This window comes from Mesorhizobium sp. P2_H9, from assembly GCF_056403215.1.
On the sequence record NZ_JBFUFX010000019.1, the window covers coordinates 49,404 to 75,213 of the forward strand.

General features: G+C 61.9%; 22 protein-coding genes. 14 read left to right on the plus strand and 8 right to left on the minus strand.

Annotated elements, in window-relative coordinates; translation table 11 throughout:
- Positions 1 to 85: 85 nt before the first annotated feature.
- The 10 genes from AC1DXN_RS28240 (at position 86) to AC1DXN_RS28285 (ending at position 9,092) form a co-directional block, all read left to right on the plus strand.
- Complete coding sequence (locus AC1DXN_RS28240) at positions 86 to 805, plus strand: ABC transporter ATP-binding protein (RefSeq protein WP_477278157.1); 720 nt, start codon at positions 86 to 88, stop codon at positions 803 to 805.
- Positions 805 to 1,512 carry an ABC transporter ATP-binding protein gene (locus AC1DXN_RS28245; RefSeq protein ID WP_477278158.1) on the plus strand — a complete coding sequence of 236 codons (708 nt, stop codon included), beginning with the start codon at positions 805 to 807 and terminating at the stop codon, positions 1,510 to 1,512. Before AC1DXN_RS28240 ends, AC1DXN_RS28245 begins: the two co-directional genes overlap by 1 nt.
- The gene (locus tag AC1DXN_RS28250) at positions 1,509 to 2,372 is read left to right on the plus strand and encodes a branched-chain amino acid ABC transporter permease (RefSeq protein WP_477278160.1); all 864 of its coding nucleotides are present in this window, start codon (positions 1,509 to 1,511) and stop codon (positions 2,370 to 2,372) included. The genes AC1DXN_RS28245 and AC1DXN_RS28250 overlap by 4 nt, the downstream gene beginning before the upstream one ends.
- 5 nt (positions 2,373 to 2,377) lie before the next feature.
- Entirely contained in the window at positions 2,378 to 3,466 is a 1,089-nt protein-coding gene (locus AC1DXN_RS28255) for a branched-chain amino acid ABC transporter permease (protein WP_477278162.1), read from the plus strand.
- Entirely contained in the window at positions 3,459 to 5,213 is a 1,755-nt protein-coding gene (locus AC1DXN_RS28260; protein WP_477278164.1) for an FAD-dependent oxidoreductase, read from the plus strand. The genes AC1DXN_RS28255 and AC1DXN_RS28260 overlap by 8 nt, the downstream gene beginning before the upstream one ends.
- 5 nt (positions 5,214 to 5,218) lie before the next feature.
- A complete protein-coding gene (locus AC1DXN_RS28265; RefSeq protein ID WP_477278166.1) occupies positions 5,219 to 6,100 on the plus strand; it encodes an intradiol ring-cleavage dioxygenase in 882 nt (293 codons plus the stop codon).
- Between the two features lie 302 nt (positions 6,101 to 6,402).
- Positions 6,403 to 6,648, plus strand: coding sequence for a hypothetical protein (locus AC1DXN_RS28270; RefSeq protein ID WP_477278167.1), 246 nt, complete (start codon positions 6,403 to 6,405; stop codon positions 6,646 to 6,648).
- Positions 6,649 to 6,956: 308 nt separating this feature from the next.
- The gene (locus AC1DXN_RS28275) at positions 6,957 to 7,190 is read left to right on the plus strand and encodes a hypothetical protein (RefSeq protein ID WP_477278169.1); all 234 of its coding nucleotides are present in this window, start codon (positions 6,957 to 6,959) and stop codon (positions 7,188 to 7,190) included.
- Positions 7,191 to 8,300: 1,110 nt separating this feature from the next.
- Positions 8,301 to 8,504: a hypothetical protein gene (locus tag AC1DXN_RS28280; RefSeq protein WP_477278171.1), complete on the plus strand. Its 204-nt coding sequence runs from the start codon at positions 8,301 to 8,303 to the stop codon at positions 8,502 to 8,504.
- 9 nt (positions 8,505 to 8,513) lie between these two features.
- A complete protein-coding gene (locus tag AC1DXN_RS28285; protein WP_477278173.1) occupies positions 8,514 to 9,092 on the plus strand; it encodes a Fic/DOC family protein in 579 nt (192 codons plus the stop codon).
- A gap of 43 nt (positions 9,093 to 9,135) precedes the next feature.
- Here the strand turns inward: AC1DXN_RS28285 and AC1DXN_RS28290 are convergent, their stop codons facing one another.
- On the minus strand, positions 9,136 to 11,115 hold the full coding sequence (locus tag AC1DXN_RS28290) for an AI-2E family transporter (RefSeq protein ID WP_477278175.1): 1,980 nt from the start codon (positions 11,113 to 11,115) through the stop codon (positions 9,136 to 9,138).
- A gap of 262 nt (positions 11,116 to 11,377) precedes the next feature.
- On the opposite strand from AC1DXN_RS28290, the gene AC1DXN_RS28295 reads away from it, so the two are divergent.
- Together AC1DXN_RS28295 and AC1DXN_RS28300 are read left to right on the plus strand one after the other, a co-directional pair.
- Entirely contained in the window at positions 11,378 to 11,599 is a 222-nt protein-coding gene (locus tag AC1DXN_RS28295; protein WP_477242115.1) for an alkylphosphonate utilization protein, read from the plus strand.
- 237 nt (positions 11,600 to 11,836) lie between these two features.
- Positions 11,837 to 13,777 carry an acyltransferase family protein gene (locus AC1DXN_RS28300; RefSeq protein WP_477278177.1) on the plus strand — a complete coding sequence of 647 codons (1,941 nt, stop codon included), beginning with the start codon at positions 11,837 to 11,839 and terminating at the stop codon, positions 13,775 to 13,777.
- A gap of 190 nt (positions 13,778 to 13,967) precedes the next feature.
- Here AC1DXN_RS28300 and AC1DXN_RS28305 read toward each other — a convergent pair whose 3' ends face one another.
- Both AC1DXN_RS28305 and AC1DXN_RS28310 read right to left on the minus strand, forming a co-directional pair.
- A complete protein-coding gene (locus AC1DXN_RS28305; RefSeq protein WP_477278179.1) occupies positions 13,968 to 14,849 on the minus strand; it encodes a transglutaminase family protein in 882 nt (293 codons plus the stop codon).
- 162 nt (positions 14,850 to 15,011) lie between these two features.
- A complete protein-coding gene (locus AC1DXN_RS28310) occupies positions 15,012 to 16,370 on the minus strand; it encodes a glycosyl hydrolase (RefSeq protein ID WP_477278181.1) in 1,359 nt (452 codons plus the stop codon).
- Positions 16,371 to 16,825: 455 nt separating this feature from the next.
- Here AC1DXN_RS28310 and AC1DXN_RS28315 point away from each other — a divergent pair, with 455 nt between their 5' ends.
- On the plus strand, positions 16,826 to 17,854 hold the full coding sequence (locus AC1DXN_RS28315; protein WP_477278183.1) for a YihY/virulence factor BrkB family protein: 1,029 nt from the start codon (positions 16,826 to 16,828) through the stop codon (positions 17,852 to 17,854).
- A gap of 539 nt (positions 17,855 to 18,393) precedes the next feature.
- Here the strand turns inward: AC1DXN_RS28315 and AC1DXN_RS28320 are convergent.
- Positions 18,394 to 19,245, minus strand: a complete 852-nt coding sequence (locus AC1DXN_RS28320) for an ATP-grasp domain-containing protein (RefSeq protein ID WP_477278185.1) — start codon at positions 19,243 to 19,245, stop codon at positions 18,394 to 18,396.
- 169 nt (positions 19,246 to 19,414) lie between these two features.
- Between AC1DXN_RS28320 and AC1DXN_RS28325 the strand changes: the two genes are divergently transcribed.
- On the plus strand, positions 19,415 to 21,406 hold the full coding sequence (locus AC1DXN_RS28325) for an ABC transporter ATP-binding protein/permease (RefSeq protein WP_477421755.1): 1,992 nt from the start codon (positions 19,415 to 19,417) through the stop codon (positions 21,404 to 21,406).
- A 121-nt stretch (positions 21,407 to 21,527) separates the two neighbouring features.
- Here AC1DXN_RS28325 and AC1DXN_RS28330 read toward each other — a convergent pair whose 3' ends face one another.
- The 4 genes from AC1DXN_RS28330 to AC1DXN_RS28345 form a co-directional block, all read right to left on the minus strand.
- Positions 21,528 to 21,875 (minus strand): hypothetical protein, encoded by a 348-nt coding sequence (locus AC1DXN_RS28330; protein WP_477272524.1) that lies wholly within the window; start codon positions 21,873 to 21,875, stop codon positions 21,528 to 21,530.
- 228 nt (positions 21,876 to 22,103) lie between these two features.
- A complete protein-coding gene (locus AC1DXN_RS28335) occupies positions 22,104 to 24,185 on the minus strand; it encodes a sensor histidine kinase (protein ID WP_477272522.1) in 2,082 nt (693 codons plus the stop codon).
- Positions 24,154 to 24,507, minus strand: coding sequence for a response regulator (locus tag AC1DXN_RS28340; protein WP_477273385.1), 354 nt, complete (start codon positions 24,505 to 24,507; stop codon positions 24,154 to 24,156). Before AC1DXN_RS28340 ends, AC1DXN_RS28335 begins: the two co-directional genes overlap by 32 nt.
- 855 nt (positions 24,508 to 25,362) lie before the next feature.
- The gene (locus AC1DXN_RS28345) at positions 25,363 to 25,809 is read right to left on the minus strand and encodes a response regulator (RefSeq protein ID WP_477272520.1); all 447 of its coding nucleotides are present in this window, start codon (positions 25,807 to 25,809) and stop codon (positions 25,363 to 25,365) included.
- Position 25,810: the final 1 nt, after the last annotated feature.

Genomic DNA, 25,810 nt, shown 5'->3' on the forward strand with positions numbered 1-25,810 from the left:
AGCGCCAAGTTCGGCAAGGCTGGCTCCGCCCCTCATCTGCCTGCCGGCATCTTCTCCCCGTAAACAGGGAGAAGAGAGGCTAACCATGCCTATCCTCGCGCTCTCCGATGTCTCGAAACGCTTCGGCGCCCTCACGGTCGCCGACGCGGTTTCGTTCGAGCTGCGGCAGGGCGAGGCACTCGGCATCATCGGTCCGAACGGCGCCGGCAAGTCAACGCTGTTCAACCTGATCACCGGCAACATCTCAGTCGATGCCGGCAGCATCCGCTTCGACGGCCAGGACGTGACCCGGCTGCCGCCGATGCAACGCTGCCTCGCCGGTGTCGGCCGTTCCTTCCAGATCCCGCAGCCATTCGAGAAGCTGACCGTGTTCGAGAACCTGCTGGTCGCCGGCGCTTTCGGCGCACGTAAGACCGAAACCGAGGTCGGCGACCGCTGCGCCGAAATCCTGGTCGAGACCGGGCTGATCGAACGCGCCAACCATCCGGCCGGCGGCTTGAGCCTTTTGCAGCGCAAGCGGCTGGAACTGGCCCGCGCATTGGCGACCGAACCCAGGCTGCTGCTGCTGGACGAGATCGCCGGCGGCCTGACCGAGGGCGAATGTGGCATGCTGGTCGAGACCATCAGAGGCATCCACAGAGGCGGCATGTCGATCATCTGGATCGAGCATGTGCTGCACGCGCTGAACTCCGTCGTCGAGCGGCTGCTGGTGCTGAACTTCGGCAAGATCATCGGCATGGGCACGCCCGACGCCGTCATGGCGTCGCGCGAGGTTCGCGAGATCTATCTCGGGATCGAAATCTGATGGCTTTGCTCGAAACCAAGGCCCTCACCGCACATTACGGCGACTTCCAGGCGCTGTTCGGCGTCGACATCGTGCTGGATCCGGGCGAGACCATCGCCATCATCGGCGCCAACGGCGCCGGCAAGACGACGCTGATGCGCTCGATTGCGGGCATTCTCGCCAACCAGGCGCAAGCAGTGCTGTTCGACGGCGAGGCGATCGGCGCCCTGCCCGCCCCCGACATCGTCGCGCGCGGCATCGCCATGGTGCCGGAGGGGCGAAAACTGTTCCCCTCGCTCAGCGTCGAGGAGAACCTGTTGATCGGCCGCTACGGGCGAGCCGTTGCCGGCCACTGGAGCCTTCAGAGCGTCTACGAATTGTTCCCGGTCCTGAAGGAGCGGCGCAGCAATCCCGGCACCGCGCTGTCCGGCGGCCAGCAGCAGATGGTGGCAATCGGCCGGGCGCTGATGTCCAACCCGCGCGTGCTTTTGTGCGACGAGATCAGCCTTGGCCTGGCGCCGGTGGTGATCAAGGATATCTACGCCGCTTTTCCCAGTATCCGCGCGGCCGGCGCCTCGATCGTCATGGTCGAGCAGGATATCGGCCAGGCGTTGAAAGTGAGCGACCGCGTCTATTGCATGATGGAAGGCCGCATCACGCTCTCCGGCGCGCCCTCGACGCTGACGCGCGAGGCCATCCACGCAGCGTATTTCGGAGCCGGCGCATGATGTGGCTCGACACCATCATCCAGGGCATCCTGCTCGGCGGGCTCTACGCCCTGTTCGCCGCCGGCCTCAGCCTCGTTTTCGGCATTATGCGGCTGGTCAATCTGGCGCATGGCGATCTCATCGTGCTTGCCGCCTTCCTGATCCTGGTGCTGGTTTCGGCACTCGGGCTCAATCCGTTCGTGGCAGCCCTTGTGGCGATGCCGGTGATGTTCGCCATCGGCTGGGCGCTGCAATTCCATCTGCTCAACCGCACGCTCGGCGCCGACATCTTGCCGCCGCTGCTGGTCACCTTCGGCCTGTCGATCGTCATCCAGAACGGCCTGCTCGAAGGTTTTTCCGCCGACAGCCGGCGCATCCCGGTCGGCGGACTGGACTCCGCCTCGCTGGCGCTGGGGCCGATCAATGTCGGCGTCATGCCGCTGCTCACCCTCGCCTCCGCCATCGCGGTGATTGTCGGTCTCAACCAGCTGTTCTACCGCACGTCGCTCGGCCGCGCCTTCCGCGCCACTTCGGACGATCCTGTCACCGCCGGGCTGATGGGCATCCAGCCGAAGCGGATCTTCGCCACCGCCACCGGCATCGCCATGGTGGTGGTGACGATTGCCGCGCTCTATCTCGGCACGCGCGCCAACTTCGATCCGACAATCGGCCCGGCGCGGCTGATCTATGCCTTCGAGGCGGTGATCATCGGCGGCCTCGGCTCGCTGTGGGGAACGCTGTTCGGCGGCATCGTCATCGGCGTCGCCCAGACTTTTGGCGCCGCGATCAACCCGGAATGGCAGATCCTGGCCGGGCATCTGGCGTTTCTGGTGGTTCTTCTGGTCAGGCCGCGCGGGCTGTTTCCGCGCGCGGTGGATTGAGCACCATGACCGACACCTCCCTCACAAGCTGGAAAGTCGAAACGCGAACCAAGGCGTCCTCCGCGTTCGCCATCGTCGCCGCGCTCATCATCCTGTTTGCCTTCGCCGCGCCGCTCTTTGCCTCGCGCAGCGTGCTGCAGGACCTGTTCTTCATCCTCACCATGCTGGTGCTGGCGCAGAACTGGAACCTGCTCGCCGGCTATGCCGGGTTGGTCTCTGTGGGACAGCAGGCCTTTGTCGGTTTCGGCGCCTACGCCATGTTCGCCCTCGCCATCCTCGGCGGTATGGACCCGCTGATCGCGATCCTGCTCGCCGGTGTCGCCAGCGCCTTGCTTGCCATTCCCACCGCCTTCTTCCTGTTTCGCCTGCAAGGCGCCTATTTCGCCATCGGCAGCTGGGTCATCGCTGAAGTGGTGCGGTTGGCGCTGGCGCAATGGAAGATGCTGGGCGGCGGCACCGGCACTTCGCTGCCGCGTGAAGCGACCCGCGACATGCCGGCGCTGCAACTGATCGGCGATTTGTTCGGCGTCAAATCATCCGGCGCCGGCGACATCCTGACCTACTGGCTGGCGCTGCTGCTTGCCATCGCCACCATCGGCCTCGTCTACCGTCTGCTGCGCTCGAAGCAGGGGCTGGGACTCGCCGCCGTGCGCGACAACCAGGAAGCGGCGCGCTCGGTCGGCGTCGACGCACGCCGGATGAAGACGCTGGTCTATCTGGCGGCGGCCTTCGGCACCGGGCTCGCCGGGGCGCTGATCTATGTGCAGAAGGCCCGGATCTCGCCGGACGCCGCCTTCTCCGTCGTCGACTGGACGGCCTATGTCATTTTCATCGTCGTCATCGGCGGCATCGGCACCATCGAAGGGCCGATCGTCGGCGTCATGGTCTTCTACATCCTGCAGAACCTGCTTGCCGACTACGGCTCCTGGTATCTGCTGATCCTCGGGCTGATCGGCATGGCCATCATGCTGTTTGCGCCGCGCGGCCTGTGGGGCCTGTTTGCCGAGCGCACCGGCATCCAGCTTTTTCCTGTCCGCCGCCGACTGACCGGCGGACCAGTACCATCAAGCAAAAAGGGAGGACCGCATGGCTGACATTTCCACCGACGTGCTGACCATCGGCACCGGGCCCGCGGGCTCGGCAACCGCGGCGCTGCTTTCGACCTATGGCGTCGAGAACATGGTGATCAACCGCTATCGTTGGCTGGCCGCGACGCCGCGCGCGCACATCACTAACCAGCGCACCATGGAGGTGTTGCGCGACCTCGGCACGGAGGTCGAGGCGGAAGCCTACATGCATGCCACCGAACAGGATCTGATGGGCGAGAACGTGTTCTGCACCTCGCTCGCCGGCGAGGAGATCGGCCGCATGCGCAGCTGGGGCAAGCACCCGCTCAGCCGCGCCGAGCATCTGCTCTCGTCGCCCGCGCACATGAACGATTTGCCGCAGACCTTTATGGAGCCGCTGCTGTTCAAGACCGCCTGTTCGCGCGGCACGCAATCGCGGATGTCGATGGAGTATCTCTCGCATGTGCAGGATGCCGACGGCGTCACCACCACCTGTCGGGATCGATTGACGGGGAAGGACATCACCATCCGCTCAAAGTATCTGGTCGGCGCCGATGGCGGCAATTCGCTGGTCGCCGAACATGCCGGCCTGCCGTTCGAAGGCAAGATGGGTGTCGGCGGTTCGATGAACATCCTGTTCAAGGCCGACCTCTCCAGATACGTCGCCCACCGCCCGTCGGTGCTCTACTGGGTGGTGCAGCCGGGCGCCGATGTCGGCGGCATCGGCATGGGCCTGGTGCGCATGATCCGGCCCTGGAACGAGTGGCTGATCGTCTGGGGTTACGACATCAACCAGCCGGCCCCCAAGGTCGACGACGCCTTCGCCAGGAAGGTCGCGCGCGACCTCGTCGGTGATCCCGAACTCGAGATCGACATCCAGTCGGTGTCGACCTGGACCGTCAACAACATGTACGCCACGCAGACCTCCAAGGGTCGCGTCTTCTGCATGGGCGATGCCATCCATCGCCACCCGCCATCCAACGGGCTTGGCTCCAACACCTCGATCCAGGACGGTTTCAATCTCGCCTGGAAGCTTGCCCATGTCATCAAGGGCAAGGCAGGCGAGAGATTGCTCGACAGTTATTCGCAGGAGCGGGCGCCGGTGGCCAAGCAGATCGTCACCCGCGCCAACAAGTCGATCGAGGAGTTTGGCCCGATCTTCAAGGCGCTCGGTCTGCTCGATTCCATCGATCCGGTGAAGATGCAGTCAAACATGGATGCCCGCTGCGACGACACGCCGGCGGCCGAAGCGCAGCGCGCCAAGATCCGCGAGACCATCGCCTCCAAGGTCTACGAATTTGATGCCCACGGCGTCGAAATGAACCAGCGCTACAGATCGAACGCCATCGTCACCGACGGACAGGAGGAGCCGGCCTTCGCGAAGGACGCAGAACTGCATCATCAGCCGACGTCATGGCCCGGCGCCCGGTTGCCGCATGTCTGGGTTCACTCCGACAGGGGCGACAAGGTCTCGACGCTCGACCTGACCGGTCATGGCAAGTTCACCGTGCTGACCGGCATTGGCGGCCAAGGCTGGCTCGATGCCGCCAAGGCGGTGGGCAAGGAATTGGGCATCGACATAACTGGCCATCTGATCGGTCCGCGCCAGAACTGGCAGGATTTTTCCGGCGACTGGGCACGCGCCCGCGAGGTGCGCGACAGCGGCGTGCTGCTGGTGCGCCCCGACCAGCATGTCGGCTGGCGCAAGGACGCAATCAGCAGCGACCCGACGGCTGACTTGCGCAAAGCCCTGACTGCAATCCTGGACAGGTGAGAGACATGGAAGCGCACGAAAAAGGCTTCTTCACCGAGGCGAATTCGGTCGAGGTCGTCACCGGCCGCAACAAGAACGCCAAGGACGCGCGGCTGAAGGCGGTGATGGAGGTCATCACGCGAAAGCTGCACGAGGCGGTCAAGGAGATCGAGCCGACGCAGGACGAATGGTTCGAAGCGATCCAATTCCTGACCCGGACCGGCCAGCTGTGCACCGACTGGCGGCAGGAGTTCATTCTTCTGTCGGATGTGCTCGGCGTTTCGATGCTGGTCGATGCCATCAACAACCGCAAGCCGTCGGGCGCTTCGGAATCGACGGTGCTCGGGCCGTTCCATCTCGCCGACGCGCCGGAACTGCCGATGGGCGCCAATATCTGCCTCGACAGCAAGGGCGAGGAGATGTTCATCCACGGCCGCATCCTCGACACCGAGGGCAGACCGATCGCCAACGCGGTGCTCGATGTCTGGCAGGCCAATGACGAGGGTTTTTACGACGTGCAACAGAAGGGCATCCAGCCCGACTTCAACCTGCGCGGCGTGTTCCGCACCAGCGCCGACGGCCGCTACTGGTTCCGCGCGGTGAAGCCGAAATTCTACCCGATCCCCGACGACGGCACGGTCGGCAAATTGCTACATGGGCTCGGACGGCACCCCTACCGCCCGGCGCATCTGCACTACATCCTCAAGGCCGACGGTTTCGAGACTTTGACCACGCATATTTTCGACCCTGACGACCCCTACATCAATTCGGACGCCGTGTTCGGGGTGAAAGAGAGCCTGTTGGCGGAGTTCAAGCGCATCGACGATCCGGCGCGCGCAAGAAAGCTCGAATTCGCCGGCCCGTTCTGGGAGGTCGAGCATGATTTCGTGCTGGCGAGGGCTAGCTGACACTGCAAGACATGCGGGCGGGAGGCAACCCACTGCATGCACCCTCAGGATCCCAAAACATTCCTGCAGCGGCAGGAAACTCTTGTCGCGGCGAAGTCGTTCTTGTCAGCAACGGGCGAGCGCATCGATCCTATCTGCGCAATCATCCCATGGGGATGGATCCACAAAACAAATATATAATTTAAACAAAACTCCTGACTTATTGGTTTTGTATTCCCTACATTGAAACTTTTGCTTTAAATATCCGTTTCTCCTTTCGATCGCATACTGGACGATCCCAAAGCAAACGAGAGGAACTGACGATGAATATCAAGATGATCTGCCTGGGCGCCGTGGCGCTTTCGATGGTGAGCGGTGCGGCTCTGGCCGGCGCGCTCGACAATCCCTCCACGTTCTCCACCGAGACCAGCATGAAGAGCATGTCGTCGCAAGCGAGCATGACCAACGTGGCGAAGCCCGGAACGTGGAAGGAATGCAGCAACCAGACGATCGACAAGCAGCACAATGATTTCTGCAAGTTGACCATGCAGCTGGGCGGCGCGAACTAAACGCAGCTTGCCTCACGGATTGCGGCACAGAAATGGTGGGCTTGGCTCGCCATTTCCTCGCCGGCAATAACGGCCGCAGACCCAATCTTATCGGCGTGCTGCCGTTGGCTCGACGACGCAGCCCGCCCTTTTCATGCCAAGCGCCGACCATGGCGATCTCCGGCGCCCATCTATTAGCCGGCGCTCATGTGATTTCGTTTTGTCAACACCTTTGATCTCTGCCGACCCTGTACTTATAGGCAACTGAATCTGTTGCGATCATTCGGCTAAAGGTCAGGCTGCGGATAGTCAGCGAGATGGCTAGGGCGATGAAAACCTATCGCGTCGAAGAAGTCGAAAACGACATCGTTCTGGCGACGCACCTGATTGAAGCACCGATCCCTTTCGAAGCCGCCGAACGGGCGATAAGAAGAGCAGTCACCTTGAGACGAGGTGAAACGAGCTGGATCAGAGTGACGGAAACCTGGATCAGGGCGGGTCAAACGACATCCAGGGAAAGAGTTTTCGAGTATGTGGCGATCGGCAGGGAACGACCTTCGTGAGGCTTCACGCCCGGCGTCGGCTCTCTCGATGCCTCACAAAAAGCCCGCCGGCGCTGACCAGCGGGCGAATGGAGGTTAGAGCCACCAGGATTTAACCTGGCATCAAAGCCACGAGCCGGGACAGGTTTAGTTTCAAGCTGAACACAAAAAGCCGTCCGACCAGCGCGAGCAAGGACACCGCCCGTCGCGGCGATGACCTCGAACCGCCTGATTGTCATCGTCAGGCGACAGCTCTTGATGACCATCGCCCTCGCCTCTCACCGCCGCGTGAGGGTGGCCGATTGCGACGGCCATGCCCAAAACTGCTGCCGAAGAAATACACCCAAAAAAAGTCAAGTTGAAAACGCTCTGGCAAAACGCACCAGCCGGCGAAAAACCAGTCGATTCAAGCGCCTAGATGGCGGCTCAAGCGCTGCCGTTGGCCCCGGCCAGAGGCCATCAAAAACCGCAGAAAACCGCCCTTTCCCAAGCTTTTCATGGTCGCGAAAGTGCTGGCGCGGACCGCCGGCGCGGCCCCCAAAGTGGTTCGAAACAGCCGGTCAAGCGACCCGGCAGGCGGCGTTGACAGCGCCCACCGCCAACGGATATTCGCTCACCCATGGGTCACGCCATAACCGTGGGCTGTTGATAACGGGGCTGAGGGGTTTCGGGAACAACGGCATTGGCGGGGGCGCCGGACGGGCGGGCACTTACAAGTGTACCGCCCGCTCCTGGCAGCCAGAACTTTCTCCCCACGGGGAGCGGCCCCAAATGCGACTATTTCCTCTGATTATTCCGTGGACGCAGGTATCGCTGTTGTCACCATGGATAGCTTTTGGCGCTTGTCGAGCGTCGGCTTCTTGTAGATTTTCTTCATCGTTGTTCTCACCCCAAAATGATCCTTCGGCAGATGCCGCCAGGGTGGCAGCGTTGTCAAGTTATCGCTAAAATATGAGCCGCTGCTATGCGCGTGTCGGCACCAACTGGCGGACTCCGCGCGACAAGGACCGGCGACACCGCGCTGACGGCCACGTGCGGATTGCTTACCAAGGGTGCAACGCGGGCGACCTTGGCGACCGGGAGATCGCGGCGCGGTTGCCGCAGAATCGCGAGACGTGGTAGTGTGATCCCATGAAGAACGGTTTCAAAGTCGTCCGCTCGGCCAAAAGCGGCCAGTTCGTCCTGAGCAGCGACAGGGGCGAAAAGATCAGCGCTGTCGAAGGCATGAAGTTGTCCCCGCGTATGGGCACAATCCTGAAAGAGAGCCGCGAGCGCGGACTGAGCGGCGATGAGCATAGGACGCTCATCCGCGAACAGGCACACCGCAAAAAATAGAGTTGGCCGGTGGTCTACGCCGCTGAAGACGACCCATTGTGCTACCCCGGCACGACAGTTCTTCGCAACAAGCTGAATATCGGGGATCAGGCCGAACTCGACGAGTTCGAGTTGGCACTCTTTCTGACCCGGGCCGATGAACAGATTCCTGCCGGCAATCTGGACTACGAGCACTACAGGGCGATCCACCATCATTTGTTCCAGGACGTCTATGAATGGGCGGGTAAAGTCCGCACCATTCGCATCGGCAAGGGTGGCAACTGGTTCTGCTACCCCGAGTACATCGACCAGGAGATGCAGCGGATTTTCGGCGCGTTGGTCGATGCCGATCACCTTTGCGGGATAGCCGTCCTCGATTTCGCCGGCCAGGCGGCGCACGTGATTGCCGAAATCAACGCCGTGCATCCGTTCCGCGAAGGCAACGGCCGCACGCAGCTTACCTTTCTGGCGATGCTGACTGAGAACGCAGGGTTTTCGTTCAATGCCGACGTGCTCGAGCGCGAACGTGTGCTCAACGCCATGATCGAGAGCTTTGCCGGCGAGGAAACGCCACTGGCAGATCTCATAAGAGATATTGCCAGCCAATAATCTGAGCCCTCGTGAAGAGACAGAAATCGAACTGGCCGCCGGCTCAGCTGGCGACCGCGAGCGGCGCTTTCCTGGCGGCGGGCTGGCGGCGGCGCAGGCGGCGTTTGGTGGCGAGCTTGAGCGCCACCGGCGGCTCGTTGGACAAGGCGCCAAGCGCGGCGTCGACCATGTCGTGGGCGACGAAATCGGCATTCAGGTCGCCGGCCAGTTTGGCGGCAGCCTCCTTGTCGTCGTTGCCGGTCTCCGACCAGAACACGATGCCGACCCTGAGTGCCGGCCGGGCGCGCTTCAACCGGCGCACCAGAAAGCGGGCGTGCTTGACGGAGTCGCGGTTGAGGAAGCCGACCACGACGGTGTCGACCGCACCGAGTTCAAGGCCGCGAATGCTTGCCGCTTCAATGTCGGCAAAGCTCGCCTTCGAGGCCGTCGCCCCTTGCACTTCCAGCACCTGCGCCAGCATGGCGGCGGCGGCATCGTCAAGTTCGCCGCGGCCGCCGGCACACAGCACCGAGATGCCGGTGCCGTCAGGCAGTTCGGTGTCGTCCTCGCTTTCTTCCGCTGCCTCTTTTCCCGCGTCGACCTTGGCGCCATCGGCCGGCTCCTCGTCCTCGTCCGCTTCCTCCTGCGCACTGTCGTCGAGGTTCGCCACCAGCGTCAGCGCACTCGCCGCCACCTGCCGCCTTTGCTGGTCGCCCATGACGCCACGCACGCGGTCCTGCTCGCCGAGCAGCAAGGCTGGAATGGCGACCTTGTCGTAGAACTCGACCAGATATTTTTCCTCCAGCATCTCCTCGGCATGGTCGGTGGCCTCGTCGGGATCGCCGGCCAGCAGCCGCTGGTAGAGCCTGGCATGCGGTTCCAGCACCGGCTCGTTGCCGAACAGCACGTCGAGAAATTCGAACTGCGGCACGTGCCGGCCGAGCACGACCAGACAGACGGTGAGCGGGGTCGACAGGACCAGGCCGAGCGGTCCCCACAGCCAGGTCCAGAAGATCGCCGCGACAATGATGGCCAGTGGCGACAGGCCGGTGCGCGAGCCGTAGAGCCAAGGTTCGATGACGTTGCCGGTGACCAGCTCCATGGCCACGAACAGCCCGGCGGTCCACAGCACCAGCGACCAGCCGGGCGCCACGGCCAGTGCCAGGAACAGCGGCAGCAGCGCGCCAATGACCGGGCCGATATAGGGAACGAAGCGCAGCGCCAGGGCCAGCAACCCCCATAGCAGCGCATTGGGTATGCCCAGGATCCACAGCCCTATGGCAATGGGGATGGCGTAGACGGTGTTCACGATCAGCTGCATGATCAGATACTGCCCGACCCGCTTGCCGGCATCCTGCAGCGCCTGGGTGGTGCGGTGGAGATCGCCATAGCCGACGAGGCGTATGAAGCGATCGCGCAGATCCTCCCGCTCCAAAAGCATGAAGATGACGACGATGACGATCAACCCGGCCGAGGCCAGCGGGCTGATCAGCGGACCGACAAGGTTCTGCAGAACCTGCAGCGGCCGTTCGCGGGCGACGATCTCGACCGGCACCGGCTCGCGCTTCGGCTTGTCGGCGACAGGCGGCGACGGATCCTGCTGGTCGATCTCCTGGCCGACGCGCTCGATCACCCGGCTCAACCGCGCAATGATCCCGCCCTCGACGCCGGTTTGCTTGAGCGAATGGATCTTGGTCAGGATGTTGGTCTGGTAGACCGGAATGTTCTGCGCCAGTTCGCTGACCTGCGTGGCGACAATGAAGGAGAAAAAGGCGAGCGCGGCAAAGGCGCCGAGCACGCTGACGATGACTGCGGGAAGGCGGGGAATGCCGACACGCTTCAGCGCCGACACCACGGGGGCAAGGGCGAAGGTCAACAGTAGCGCGATGGCGATCGGCAGGAACACCTCGCGCCCGAAATAAAGTGCTGCCACCGCCGTCACGATCGTGGCGACGGTAGGCAATGAGGTGCGCGGATGGATGTTGGCGGCGGACAGAATGCCCGCCAGTCCGGGCTGCGTGCCGTTTCGACGATTTGCCGCCACTGAATGTCTCCGCTGCCAACCGCCATGATCGGGTATATTTAGCTGGCGTGCAACAAATGGCTGGCGAATTGAGAGCGCACCTCTGGCTTCGACCTGTGGGGGCGAGGTCGGATTGCCCCGATTTGTCCTTCACAAATCGAATGGCAATCCGAGTCAGGGGTGAGCCTCCACCAAGCTGCAAGGCTGCTCGGCGCGCTTGACCGTGTCGGCATCGGCGGGATAAGCCCGGCGCTGTTAATGACTGCCCAATGAAAGATCCGACATGACAGACGCGATCGTGAAAGACAGCAATGGCGCGCAGTTGCACGAGGGCGATTCCGTGACCCTGATCAAGGATTTGAAGGTCAAGGGCACGTCGGAGACGATCAAGCGAGGCACGCTGGTGAAAAACATCCGCCTCACCGGCAACCCCGGCGAAATCGAGTGCAGCACAAAGCAGGTCAAGGGCCTGGTGCTGAAAACCGAGTTCCTGAAGAAGGCGTGAGTGCGCGAGCGCAAGCTGCCAATCTCCCCTTATGTTGCACCGCGATAGATTTGTTGCATTGCGATATCGGCCTGTAGGGTCGAGTCTTTGCATCGGGCGGGCTGTCAACGGCTACGGCTCCACGCGTCCATTCCGGCGCGCAGGGACGCTGCAGCACGTGTGATCCCGGCGAGACTGTTACGGCGTCTCGCCAGCCGGACTTCGGTTCGGGATCATGCGACAGGACAAGGTTTTACCATGTCAGCATCGTTCCGGCCCGATATCGAAGGATTGCGCGCCCTGGCGGTGGCCGGCGTGATCGCCTTCCATTTCGGCCTGACCGGCCTGCCCGGCGGCTTTGTCGGCGTCGACATCTTCTTCGTCATCTCCGGCTATCTGATCACCAAACACCTGCTGGCCGAGATCGGTGAGACCGGGCGGCTGAACCTGTGGCGCTTCTACGCAAGACGGGCCAGGCGGCTGTTGCCGGCGGCGCTGTTCGTCATCCTGGCCACGCTGGTGGCGGGTGCCTTGATCCTGTCGCCGGAGGAACAGGCGCTCTATTCCAAGGGCGCCATGTACGCCTCGGCCTATGCGATCAATCTGTGGCTGATCCGCTGGTCGTTCGACTATTTCGCCGCCGATGCCACCAACAACCCGTTCATCCATTTCTGGTCGCTGTCGGTGGAGGAGCAGTTTTACCTCACCTGGCCGGCGCTGCTGCTGTTGGCGGCATGGCTCAAGCCCGGCAAGCGCGGCGCCATCCTGGCGATCGGCATCGCCGGCGCGGTGTCGTTCGCCATCTGCGCCTGGCTCACCACCGTGGCGCAGCCCTGGGCCTTCTATTTCTCGCCGCTGCGTGCCTGGGAGTTCGCCGCCGGCGGCCTGGCGACGCTGGCGCCGCAAAAGATCTGGCAGGAGCGGCCAAAACTCGGCGCCGCCCTCGCATGGCTCGGCCTGGCGATGATTGCCGGCGCCTATCTCGGCTTTACCGAGGACGCCCCCTTCCCCGGCTTCCTGGCGCCGCTGCCGGTTGCCGGCACGGTGCTGTTGCTGTTGGCGGGAGCGGCCGGCGTCAGGACTGGCCCCAGTGCCGTCCTGGCGCTGCCGCCCTTGCAGTGGGTCGGCAAGCTCTCCTACTCGCTCTATCTCTGGCACTGGCCGGTGATCGTCTATGCCGCGATGCTGGTGCCCGACCTTTCGCCGCTGCAGCGCCTCGGCTGCCTGGCGCTGACGCTGGTGCTGTCGCTGTTCACCTATCACGTCATCGAGAACCCGATCCGCCGCAACCGCTGGCTGATGGCCAATGCGGCGCGGGCGCTGGTGCCGGCCGCAGCGCTGACCGTTGCCGGCGTGGTGGCGGCCTATGCCAATGCGCGGCTCGTCATGCATGATCTCGACCCGCAGCAGCGCAGCATCGCCGCCAGTGCGGCGCGCCCCTCCACCGCCCGCAAGGCCGGCTGCGTTCTCAGCTATGAGACGGTGACGCCAAAACCCTGCATGTTCGGCGAAAAAGCCGCCGGGCACACGATTGCGCTGTTTGGCGACTCGCATGCCGATCACTGGTCGACGCCGCTGATCGAGGCGGCTGAGAAGAACAACACCAAGGTCGTCACCTGGCTCAAATCCTCCTGCCGGGCCTCGCGGCTGACGGTCTGGGTGAGCAAGCTGAAACGCGACTACACCGAGTGCGATCAATGGCGCGAGCGATCGATCAAGCAGATCATCGCCGCGCGGCCGAGCCTGGTGGTGATTTCGGAGATCGCGCAGACGAGTTTGCGCAAGATGTCGGCCGGCATGCAGGCGCCCGACAGCCAGGATGCCGACTCGCGCGCCGCGCTGCGCTCGACGCTGCAAGCGTTCAGCCGGGCCGGGCTGAAGGTCGCCTTCATCCGCGACGTGCCGTTCAATGATGAGCATATCGACACCTGCGTGGCGCGCGCGCTCTGGCGAGGCGAGAGGCCGTCGCTGTGCGACCAGAAGCGGACCGACGCCGCCAACGACACCGACGCGGCGATAGAGCGCAACATCGTGCGCGCCATTCCGGGCGCCAGCTACATCGACATGACCAACCAGTTCTGCGACGCCAAGACCTGCCATGTGTTCATCGGCGGCCAGCTCGCCTACCGCGACCGCCATCATCTGGCGACGCCGTTTGCGGAATCGCTGGAGCCGGCGGTGGAACGGGCATTGTTTTAAGGGGGGTGAGATGAGAACAGCGGGGGCGCTGGCGGCCTGACCTTTCTCCTCGAGGGAGAGGTCACATTGCTCCGATCCGTCCCCTCCCGGATCGGGCAAATGCGGGTGAGAGGTGATCTCCAGGCTGGAGCACCTCTCACCCGGCTCCAGCGTGCCGTCGCCAGGCTCGAAGAACCCACGCCGAAGGAGCCTAGGCGCCGGTTTCCTTCGTCACCTTCACCTCGACGGTCATCCCCAGGAAACTCGAGGCACTGCCGGAGTAACTTCCAGAAAGCGGTATGGCCTGTTGCGGATGCCGGGCGACGGCCACCCTGATCAAATCGCGGTTGCCGACAATGCCATTGGTGGGATCGAACTCGACCCAACCGGCGCCGGGCAGGTAAACCTGGCACCAGGCATGCGTCGAGCCTCCGCCACGCACATCCGCACTGTCGCGGCTCGGCACATAGACGTAGCCGGTGACAAAACGGGCAGCAAAGCCCAGCGAGCGAACCGCTTCCATCATGAAAAGCGCAAAGTCCCGGCATGTACCTTTGCGCAGATGCAAGGTCATCAGCGGCGGCTGCGTCCCGGTTTCGAACCGACGGGAATAGACGAAGCTCTCGTGGATGGCGTAGCAGAGCGTCATCAGCAATTTGCCGGTCTCGGTGTGTCCCGTGGCACTGACGAACTGTCGCGCCCATTTGCCGATCTCGTCGCCGTCGTCGGGATGATGGCGCTCCATGGTCTGCGCAAGGTCGGCCGCCTCGTCGGGATCGTAAGAGAATGGATAATTCAGCGCGGCCTCATCGATGCGGAAATCCGGCGCATGCTGCGGCGTGTGATCGAGCCGGATGTCGGTCGCGAAACGGAGTTCACTGGCCGAACCCTCGAAATCGATCACCGCAACGCAATTGCCAAAAACGTCATGGATCCAGCCAATCGCCTTTGGCTCGGGGTCCACGGACAAAGCATGGTCCAGCAACCGCTGATCGAAACTGTCCCGCGGCCTGAACATCACCCGGTGCTCGCCAAAGCTCACGGGCTGGCGATAGCGATAGACGGTCGTGTGCTTGACTGAGAAGATGGGCATCGGCATCCGTCGGCGAATTCACCTGCGGCGCAATCATATAATGTTTTCCTCATACTTCCGATGGGTCCTGGTCGGAGCCGGCCGTCCTGTTTCCGCTGCGGCGACCCCTTCCTGCACGGTCGCGAAAGGGCGACGCCGGCGCCTTGCCGAGAGACGGCTCCATCATTGAATGCTGGGTGAAAGCGCGATCACAATCGGATGGTCGCTGAGCGTAATTTCGAGCGAACGCACATTGCTCAACGTTTGGACAGGCTCAACGCCAATTGTTGGATCGTAGGTTCTTACCGACGCGTGCGTGTCGCCAAAATGGACCGTCACACGGTCTTGACCGCTCAATCGTTCGTCCCACACGACAAGTTGGAACGTGCCGTCGCTGCGCTGCAGGAGCAGCTCGTGAACGGTCTCGGGTTGGTCTGCGATCGTGAAGTCGAGCTGGCCGGGTTTGGCTAGGATACCTTTGTCCGCCAAAATCGTCGTAAGGTTGTGAAGGTAGATCGCCGCCTTGCGCGGTGAATAATCCGCCTTGTAGAAGCCGAAAGATTGGTTGCCGCCTTCGTCGGTACGGTCCCGCAATAGATAGACCGATGTATGGGCGTAGCCGCGCTTGAACTGCGCGAGGTACAAGCTCATCAAATACAAGCCGTGCATTTGTTCCGTGACCGCACCTCCGATCGTGGTCCCGGTCTCGGTCGTGACACGCGGCAGCGTATCGAGTTGCTCCTGGGTGTAACCCCGAAACCCTCTCGCCCAGGTGACGCCGAAATTGCCGAACAGCCCGTCCACCCTGGATGCGGCGGTTGGATCGGCAGCGCGCCACGTCTTGTTGTCGGCCGGATACGGCGAATGTGAGTGATAGATGTAGTTGTGCACATTAGCGTAGTCGGCATACTTCGTGCCGTCTGGCATCAGGGTTCCGGCGCCGGGCGGGATCGTAAGGAACTGAAGGCCGACATTGTCTTTCTGCGCGCCGGGTTCCGAGATCGACCAGACAGGATACTTGGCAAGCACCGGATCGCTTTTGACGGCCTGGTAGAGATCGCGCTGAAGCTTTGCGACGGCCATCCACGAGCGCTCGCTACCGCCGCCCTTCTCGCCCTGATAGGTGACACCCCAGTTGTTCGGCTCGTTGTTGCCCTCGAACGCGAGCAGCGCGCCGGCTTCAGCAAGCACCTTGCCTGTTTCGACCAGCTTCTTCACATCAGTCCCACCACTGACCAATCCCCAATTCAGGCGCACGCCGGTTTCGCGATGCAGATCGAGAAAGGTTTGGATGGTTGTGGGGCCGTTGTCGCTCAGGCCTTCTATTCCCGCCCTTACCCATCGAAAGCCGCAATAGCGGACCATCTCGACAGTCTTGGCCAACGGCTGGCCTCGATCGGGGAATGTGGAAACGACGCCGATGCTGTTGAGAAAGTCGTTCGTCGCAATGGCGGTTTGGGGCGCCGCAAGCGAATGGCCAAGGGGCACCACAGCCAGCGCCAACCACGCGAGGGAGCAAAACATTTTGGAAGGGGTGATCATCGCCTGGGAGCCTCACTAAACCACACCTCACCATGGCGCATGAGCCAGTGCTCGCGAAAGCTCACCTTCTGGCTGAGCGATACACGGTGGTGTGTGCTTGACTGAAAAGATGGTGGCTTCCGCGGCGCCCGCTTGCGCAGGTCTCACCGCTTACCGACCATTAGCGGGGGACAACCGTCCGAACGGGGTTATGTTACAGAGTCGCTAATATTAGGGTCAGCCTTGGCCGGCTTGCCCCCGAAAGAGACCCCCAAGCCGGTCAGGCCCGATGGCCCGTCGAACCTACCCCAACAGGCTGTCGGGCCGCTGCCGTCCAGCGACCTCCTGTTGTCTTGCCTTCGCCAAGACGAGGTCGCGCCATGACGCCGCATCTCAGTTTTGAGAGGGGCTGCGAAACTCTTGCCGCTCTCGCCAACGGAACATCAGAAGTGCTGGCGCATTGCTAGTGAACGCCAATGTGGCGCACTGCCCACGGTCCCAAGATGCGACGCGCGATAACAGATGTATGGGAGTTGGTGCGAGAAAGCGTCGTTGGCTTTGTCGACGACAATGCTCTTAGTCATGGCGCAGCAATGGCCTTTTACGCCACCACCTCGTTGGCGCCAATTCTGCTCATCGTGGTCGCAATCGCGGGTCTCGCTTTCGGTCATGAAGCTGCGCAAGTGGCATTGTCTGCCCAGATTTCAGGTCTGATGGGTCCAGAAAGCGCAAGTCTTCTTCAGACCGCGCTAGAGAGCGCATCCGGCAAATCATCCGGCACCTGGGCGGCGGTCATTGGCTTCGTCACCTTGTTGGTGACCGCATCTGGTGTCTTTGGCGAAATTCAGCAGTCGTTGAACGCGATATGGAAGGTCCAACCGCAAGGCAGTTCGTTGTCGCGTCTGGTGCGCGCCCGTGCCGCAAGTCTGGGACTGGTCGGGGCACTTGGTTTCATGTTGCTCGTCTCTCTCGTCGCGAGCGCGGCGATCTCGGCACTGGGCAACATCATCAACGCTCAGTTGCCGTTTGGCACAATCGTCCTCAGTGTGATCAATGCAGTGGTTTCGTTTGTCCTGATCTCAGCGATGTTCGCCGCCATCTATAAGATCTTGCCTGATCGAACCCTGGAATGGCGCGATGTCGGGATCGGGGCCGTTGTGACCGCTGCGCTGTTCACGTTCGGGAAATCGCTTATCGGTTGGTATATCGGCTCCAGCGCGATCGCGTCTTCATATGGGGCTGCCGGTGGGCTGCTCGTCATACTGCTCTGGGTCTACTACTCGTCGGAGATTTTTCTTCTCGGTGCGGAATTCACCCGCGCCTATGCCGTTCGACACGGCAGCAGGTCCGATCTTGACGCGCTGGTTCACAGTGCCTCGCCTGCACAACTCGTCGTGCCATATCGCACTCAGCAGTCGAGTTCGGCTGGCGTTGTCGCGCTGTTAGCGGTGGCATGCGCGAGCGCAACGCTGACCAACCTGTTGCTCGGTCTTCGCCGCCCGTGATGGAGGCGGGAGGGAAACTCGATCCCTGAAATCGACAGCGCTTTCCGGCAAGGTTGCGGCCAGACCACGATAAACCGCTTCCCTAAAGAGAGAAGCCCGCCGCACTCACGAACGACGGGCTTCGGCCTGCGCCACTGGAAAGCGCGGCCCGCAGCGCTCCCACTCACTGCTCACAGCGTAAACGAATAACCTCGGCGCGGGTTTCAAGAAAAAGCCGGCAGCACGAGCCAGTCGGTTCTGTGGGCTTTGGACGTTGCTAGTTCTTAGAAGGCGGCGATGCGATGAATGCTACGACTTTTCCAAGCAGCTCGCGCTTCACCAGCGTCGGTCGTTCATATGTCTTCTTCATAAGGATTCCCCAATTGCCCGATTGTTTGGACATGCCTTTGCTCAACGGCGGCTGTCAAGCCAGCGCTCATGCAAAAAGCCGGATTGCCAGCGGCTTAGGACGCGCGTTTCGGTTCAATTCAAGCTGCCGGGAGATGACGTATGGGGTGCCTGGGAAGGGTTAGCGTCGGAAGCCAGAAACTGGGATCCCCTCACTCCCCCCTCCCCATCATCCCTTCAAACCCATCCGCCAGATTCGCCGCCGCCGCCACCAGCATCGAGCGCACGCTTTTCGGGCGGCCGGGGGTCGGGTTGGCGTCGAGCAGCACCGGCTGGCCCTGGTGGAGGACGAAATCGAATTTGCCGTAGTCGAAGCCAAGTTTTTGGCGCAGAAGGCGCAATTCGTCGGGCACTGGCACCGGCTCGCGCCTGATCGTCTCGGAGGCTTTCACCACGGCGTTGGGCGAGACATAGCGGGCGCAGCGTTCGCGCGTCCCGCAGAATACCCAGATGCGGGTGCCGAAACCGTCGGCGACGATTTCCGGCATGAATTTATCCACGACCAGATCGGGCCTTTCGAGCAGCCCTGAGGGCAAGTCGCCGCGTGTGGCGAAAACCTCGTAGCGGGGCATTTCGCGCGCGCCCGGAAAGGGCAGTTCGCCGCCGTGACGCGCGGCGCGTAGATTGAAGCGCGCTTCGGGCAGGCCATGGTGGTTGAGGTTGCTCTTGACGATCACCGGCCCACTCCAGCCATCGCCGTCGCGCAACAGCGCCTGGCTGATGCGGCGCTTGGAAATGTCTGAGACCGCAAGGTTCAGGCAGAACGGAAAGCGGCCGGCATAGTCGACATAGGCTTGCGGCACGATGGTGGCGTCGACATGCAGGATCGCGAGGTCGGCAGCGGGCGGTTGCGTCAGGCCGCTGAGCAGGTTGACCCGGTGGCCGCGCCGCTTGAGCTCGGCCAGGATGTCGAACAACATATAGGGACTATCGCGTCGGCGCAGCGGGCGCCACGGCGTCTGGAACCGGTCATATTCATGCGTGACCACAGCAATGCGCGCCACGTGTGCTCCCCCAAGCGGCGGCGCGCATATTCAAACGGTTTTTGTGGGATCGCAAGGATGGGTGCTGAGTGAGACATGCGCACGCAGCGATCGCGGTTGCCGCGAAACGCCCAGATGGTCTCGAGCGGACATCATGAAACCTTTTGATTTTTAAGCCGTTATGGGCCTTATGTCGGGGGCTAAAACCAAGCCGAAATCGGTCGACGGCGCCAAACCAGGGGGCGCCGAAAAGTCGCGGCAGGAAAAGGCATCGGCTGTAGAAGCCGCGCCTGAGGTGGACGGCCAGCCCGCGCCGCCGCCGGAGGCCGTCGAGCCCGATCCGGATTTGACGCCCGAGCAGGCCGAGCAGGCACGCAAGAAATACCTGCTGCGGCGTTTCTGGATCAGCGCGCGTGGTTACTGGAGCCGGCGCGGCGACCGGCTCGCCTGGCCATTCACGATCGGGGTGCTGCTGCTGATCTGCATCAACATCGGCTTCCAGTATGGCATCAATGTCTGGCACCGCTCGATGTTCGATGCGCTCGAGCAGCGCAACGCCCGCAGCGTCTATTTCCTCAGTGCCGTATTCGTGCCGCTGGTGCTCTGCAGCGGCAGCCTCGTCGTCGCGCAGGTTTACCTGCGCATGACGATCCAGCGCCGCTGGCGTTCCTGGCTSACYACSGCGGTYATCGCRCGCTGGCTGGCAAACGGCCGCTACTACCAGCTGAACCTCGTCAGCGGCGACCACCASAACCCCGAGGCCCGCATGACCGAGGATCTGCGCATCGCCACCGAGTCGCCGGTCGATTTCATCGCCGGCGTGCTCAACGCGTTCCTSTCGGCCTCGACCTTCATCGTCGTGCTGTGGACYATCGGCGGCGCGCTCAYCCTGCCGATCGGCGGCGAGAGCATCACCATTCCCGGCTTCCTGGTCATCACCGCGATGATCTATGCCGCCATCACCTCGACCTCGATGGTGGTCATCGGCCGCAATTTCGTCCAGCTCTCCGAACGRAAGAACCAGGCGGAGGCCGAACTGCGCTACACGCTGACGCGCGTRCGCGARAACGGCGAGAGCATCGCCTTGCTGGGSGGCGAGGARGAGGAGCGCAGCGGCATCGACCGGAATTTCGGCCATGTGCTGAGGCAATGGGCGCTGCTGACCGGCCAGCACATGCGCACGGCGGCGGTGTCGCAGGGATCGAGCCTGTTTGCGCCGGTCGTGCCGATCCTGYTWTGCGCGCCAAAATTCCTCGAAGGCTCGATGACGCTTGGCGAGGTGATGCAGGCAGCGTCTGCCTTTGGCATCGTGCAAGGCGCGTTCGGATGGCTGGTCGACAACTATCCCCGTCTCGCCGACTGGAACGCGTCGGCGCGACGCATCGCTTCGCTGATGATGTCGCTCGACGGGCTGGAGCGCGCGGAACAGAGCGATGCGCTCGGACGCATCAACCGAGGCGAAACCGACGACGGCGCCATCCTCAGCCTCGATAATCTCTCGGTCACGCTCGACGACGGCACCTCCGTGGTCAAGGAAACCGAGGTCGCGATCGAACCGGGCGAGCGGGTGCTGGTGGCCGGCGAATCCGGCTCGGGGAAGTCTACGCTGGTGCGGGCCGTCGCGGGTCTGTGGCCGTGGGGCGGCGGCAGCGTCAACTTCCATGCCGACAGGCGGCTGTTCATGCTGCCGCAGCGCCCATACATTCCATCGGGCACGCTTCGCCGCGCCGTCGCCTATCCCGCCGCCGCCGACAATTGGTCGATAAAAGAGATCAGGGCTGCCCTCGACAAGGTGGGCCTCGCCTATCTCGCCGCCAAGATCGAGGAAGACGCGGCATGGGACCAGACCTTGTCGGGCGGCGAAAAGCAGCGGCTCGCCTTCGCGCGTCTGCTTCTGCACGCTCCCAATATCCTCGTGCTGGATGAGGCAACCTCGGCACTCGATGAGAAGAGCCAAGGCAAGATGATGGAGATGCTCATCCACGAACTGCCTGATGTCACCATCATCAGCGTGGCGCATCGCGCCGAGTTGGAACCCTTCCACAGCCGCAAGATCACGCTGGAGCGGCGCAAGGGAGGCGCCAAGCTTGTCAGCGATATCGAGCTTGTCCCGCCCAAGGGCAAACGAAACCTGCTCACACGCGCCTTATGGGGCTCTGGTTCTCGCCGTGAGGTGAAGTAGTCGTGATCGCCCCACGGGACATGTGACTCTATCCGGAATGGGATGTTCAACGATCGCTTCGAGGCGCAAGGCAGTCAAGCGCGCCTCCACCTATAAGTGCAGTCCGCGTGCCTGCGCCTACTCACATCATGGAGTGCAAGATGGCCTGCATGTGCTGTTCCAAGTCGAGTTCGCCGCGTGCCTCGACAGTCAACAGGTAGTCGGCTTTGGTCCGGCGATCGCCTCTGCTGATCGCGGGATAGGAACAGATGGCGAGCAATGCTTGTTCTTCAACTTGGTCTGCCGTCTCGCGGTCGTGCCAGCTGCTGCCAGCTCGGTGAACCCGATGGAGCTCGGCATAGGCCGTGGCATGGGTAGCAATCAGCGCCTGCAATTGGCGTGAGGTATCTTCTCCCCCGGCAAACGTCGGTTCAACGCCAGACGCAACGGCGGAGAACGCTAGAAATGTACGACGGGTGACTGCGGCCATGCCTCATATCCTTGCCGGCTGACGACTGCCGGCAACCATAGCACTGGCGCGGTAGCTCTTGGAGGTGGTCTGCCACCCGATTGCATAGTCTGCTGACAAAACCTCGTTGCTCCTCCGGTGCGCCTGGGCCCAAAGGCCGCGGCCAGAAGCGGCACAGAGCCGGCCTGGGAGCCACGGGCGCACCGCCGGCACTCGATCCTCCGAGGCGGGGGCATTTTCGCCCTGAGCTCAGGAAGCAGCGGCTGTCCCTATGGTTTCTTCAAGGTCAACGTCAAAAACGCACACCAGTCCGGTCGGGTCGAACGTAATGGTGACGTTGCCTGCAGACTCGGGCCCAAGAAGCCTTTCAAGCATTCGTGTGCCGAAACCTTTGCGCTCGATAGCTGGAACCGGTGGGCCGTCCAGCTCGCGCCATTCTATTCGAACACGCCTTTGCGCCGCTTGCCCGCTTACGGCCCAGCATATCGATACGGTTCCGTCTTTGCCCGAAAGAGCCCCGTATTTGACTGCATTGGTCGTCAGCTCGTGGAAACCCAGTGACAGCGACAGCGCCAGCGTGGGGGATAGCCACACCGAATCTCCTGAGACTTGGAACCGGCTTGTATCTGCATGCGGTGAAAGCGCCGCTGTGACGACCTCCCTGAGATCGGCGCCGCTCCAGTTCTCCTGCGTAAGGATATCGTGCGCCTTAGCCAACGAGACGAGCCTGCTTGCGAGCGCCCGTCCCGCCTCAGGTAAACTGGTCGCATTGCGAAGGGTTTGGCTTGCAATCGACTGGACGACTGCCAAGGTGTTTTTGACCCGGTGGTTGAGCTCATTGACGAGAAGCTTGCGCTGTTCTTCACCGCGCTTGCGCTCACTTATGTCGAGGCTGACCTGCACCGCGCCGATAACATTGCCAGAGGTGCCTCGGATTGGCCGCGCGCTTGACAGAAGTGTGCGCTGAACGCCATTCGGAAGGATGTAGGCGAATTCCTGGTTATCAGTTTGTTCCCCACGCATTGCTCTGCTGAGCGGCCGATCTTCTCGGCTCACGGTGTGCCCATCCTGCAAAGCGATCGTGTCGATGACCAAGTCGGTAGTGCCGAAGGATTTGCGTGTGTCGGTAGGCAGCCCCATGAGCTCGGCCGCAAAACGATTGCGTATTACCTTGCGCGCTTGCGGATCATATGTGAACCAGACTGCCGCTGGGGCCGTCTCCAGAACGGCTTGCAATTCGAACTCGCGCTCAGCCAGTGTGCGCTCGGCGGCGAGAAGCGCGTCGGCGATCACTGCAAACTCGGAGATGGCGGTAGACATCGCTTTGACCGGTCGGCCGTGCCCCAAGGCATCGGCGAGGTTCGCCAGATCACCGGCCGCCTTGGCGAACCCCTTGCCGACGACATAGGCGAGCGCGGTAGAGATTAACATCGCGACAAGGGCGAGGGCGGCAATGGCTGCCAGAGATCGCCAGAAGGGCGCCTGGACGACCGAGAGCGGCACGTTTGCAGTGTAGAACCAGTTGGAGGCACCGGACCGGTAATAACCGGCGAGCAGTGTCACGCCCTGAAAGTTTCGCGAGGTGAACGTGCCAGAGCGGCCTGCAACCTTCTCCAGATATTCTGGCAAACCCGGCTTGCCAGTCATCTCCTCGTGCAGCGAGGATCGTGCCACATAGGCGCCTTCGCGATCGCCGACGCCAATCGTCCAGCCTTCAGGTACAGCGGGCATCATGACGTCGCGAATGTCGGCCGTCGGAACGGATATGGCGAGGAGCCAGTCCTCCCTGTTCGGGCCACGCACGGGGATTGCAACAGCGATGCGATACCCGTCGGGGGCGGCATAGACGCTGCTGACGATGGGCAGATTGGATTTGACCTTGGCTAGATCCGGCGTCGACAGCGGAGGGACGAGCGGTAGCTCCGATCCATACGGTGTGCTGGTGTTGACCAGCTGCTGCTGGCCCAGATCGCGCAGGAAGATGATGCGATGCGTGTCCTGCACCAAGCGAGTTGCCTCCGCATGAAAAGCCATGAGGTCGCCCCCAGCCATGGAGGAGGATTTGGACAGGCCTTGAACTACTGTGGCGAGGTTGGTGATTTCGCCTTCGACCACCAATGACATTTGGCGAGCCACCTGCAGAGCTTCGCTGTCGAACCGTGACCGTTCGTTGAAAGCATATTGAGCAAGGAGATAGGCAGCAAACAGCCAAACTGGAACGACTACGGCGGTAATCAAGCCCAGCAGATACAATCGAGCTGACAGACGAGGCAACTTCCCCCAAACGGTTTTGAGCGTTCTATTCGGAGGCAAGGACATAATTGATTGCATCCGCAAGCTGCTGCGATTCGAATGGCTTTTGAAGCGTCACGACTTGCTTGTAGCGCTCGTCCAAGCCCCGCAGACCATATCCTGTGGCGAACAGGAATGGGATGCCTCTGTCCTGAAGCACTTTTGCTACAGGAAAGGATTGTTCGTTTGCCAAATTTACGTCCAGGACGGCGAGGTCGAAACTCTCGTCCATTGCCATTTTTAGCGCGCTCTCGAGGCGCATCGCCGGGCCGAGAACGTCGAATCCCAACTCCATCAGCATGTCTTCGATGAGCATTGCGACGAGCGCTTCGTCCTCGACAACAAGCACTCTCAGGGGCATTTCATCTGCCAATTTGCGATCGCCCTCAATCCAGTGGTAATCCTAGCGAACGAAAAGCATGATGAGAATGATGATTGAAATTGGAGTTCCAAGAAGCCAAGCAAGAAGCCATGCGGCCCACTGGGGCCTCCGTTATGTTGGTCAGCGCACGCTAACAATTCGCAAAAGGACTATTCGTTCCCTGACGACGGCTCGCTTCGATGTGAGTTAGGCCGGGAAGACCCTTGGTTGCTCAATATCTTAGGTGAGACTGCGGTCTCGTCTGTGTCGCCGCTGAAGTCTGTAGTCACACGTTTGGACAAGCCCGGTTCACAGCGATAGCGGACAACCCGCCTACTTTTTCTTGGCGGCAGCCGCTGGATTATTTCCCGTCGGGGAGGTCGATTTGGCATCCTTTGAGTGTGCGGCTAATGCAGGTCCAGCTCCTGTCGCCTTCCTCATATCGCCAGTTTTGCTTTCGGCCGCTCTCTTGCTCGCCGATCCTGAAAACAACTTTCCGAAAAAACCCATTTGAACCTCCCGATAATGGCTGCCGACCAGTGGTCGACGCCTGTTGCTAAATTGCGGGTCGGGGATTTTGTTCCTCAAGCAACCGAATTGTCCTGACCCATTTTATCTCGGGAGCCGACGCCGGGCGTATCGCTGCTTCACAGCCCGAACGATTTGCAGCAGGCGAGGGTCCTGTATTGGAGGAGCAGGTGCTGGCGCGGGAGCCAGAGGCTCCTGAGGAACAGATTCACGACATTGTACCTCTGGTCGGGCTCGATAATGCGTCGATTTTCCGCGAAGCCCGACAGTTGCCGCGCAAACGCTCGGCCAACGCTGGGGAAAGACCGAGCTGGGATTGCGATAGCTTCAGCTCGATAGGGCTTCGGAGGCGACGGAAGTCTTCCAACAGGAAGCGACCATCGACTGAACAATTTCCACGATGTCCATTGCCGCGGCAGGTTTGTAGATCACATGCTGTGGCTGCAGGGCTGCATGATCGCCTTCGAGATTGTCACCCGTATAAAGAGCGAAGGGTATGCCGCTTGCGGTCAAAATCTCCGCAATGCCAACGCAATCTCCATCCCTCAGCTTCACATCCAGAATAGCAGCGGCCGGGCGATGCGCTGTCAACCACGCCGCCGCGTCCGTGCATGAATGCACAAGCGTGACGTCAAAACCTACTTCTGACAGCGCTGCTTCGAGTTCTATGCCTATGAACACCTCGTCCTCAAGAACCAGGACGACGGGCATTGTCTTCTCGACCGTTTTCGGCTGCTCGACAAGAATGTCACGCTGCTCTTGGTGCTGGTTCATC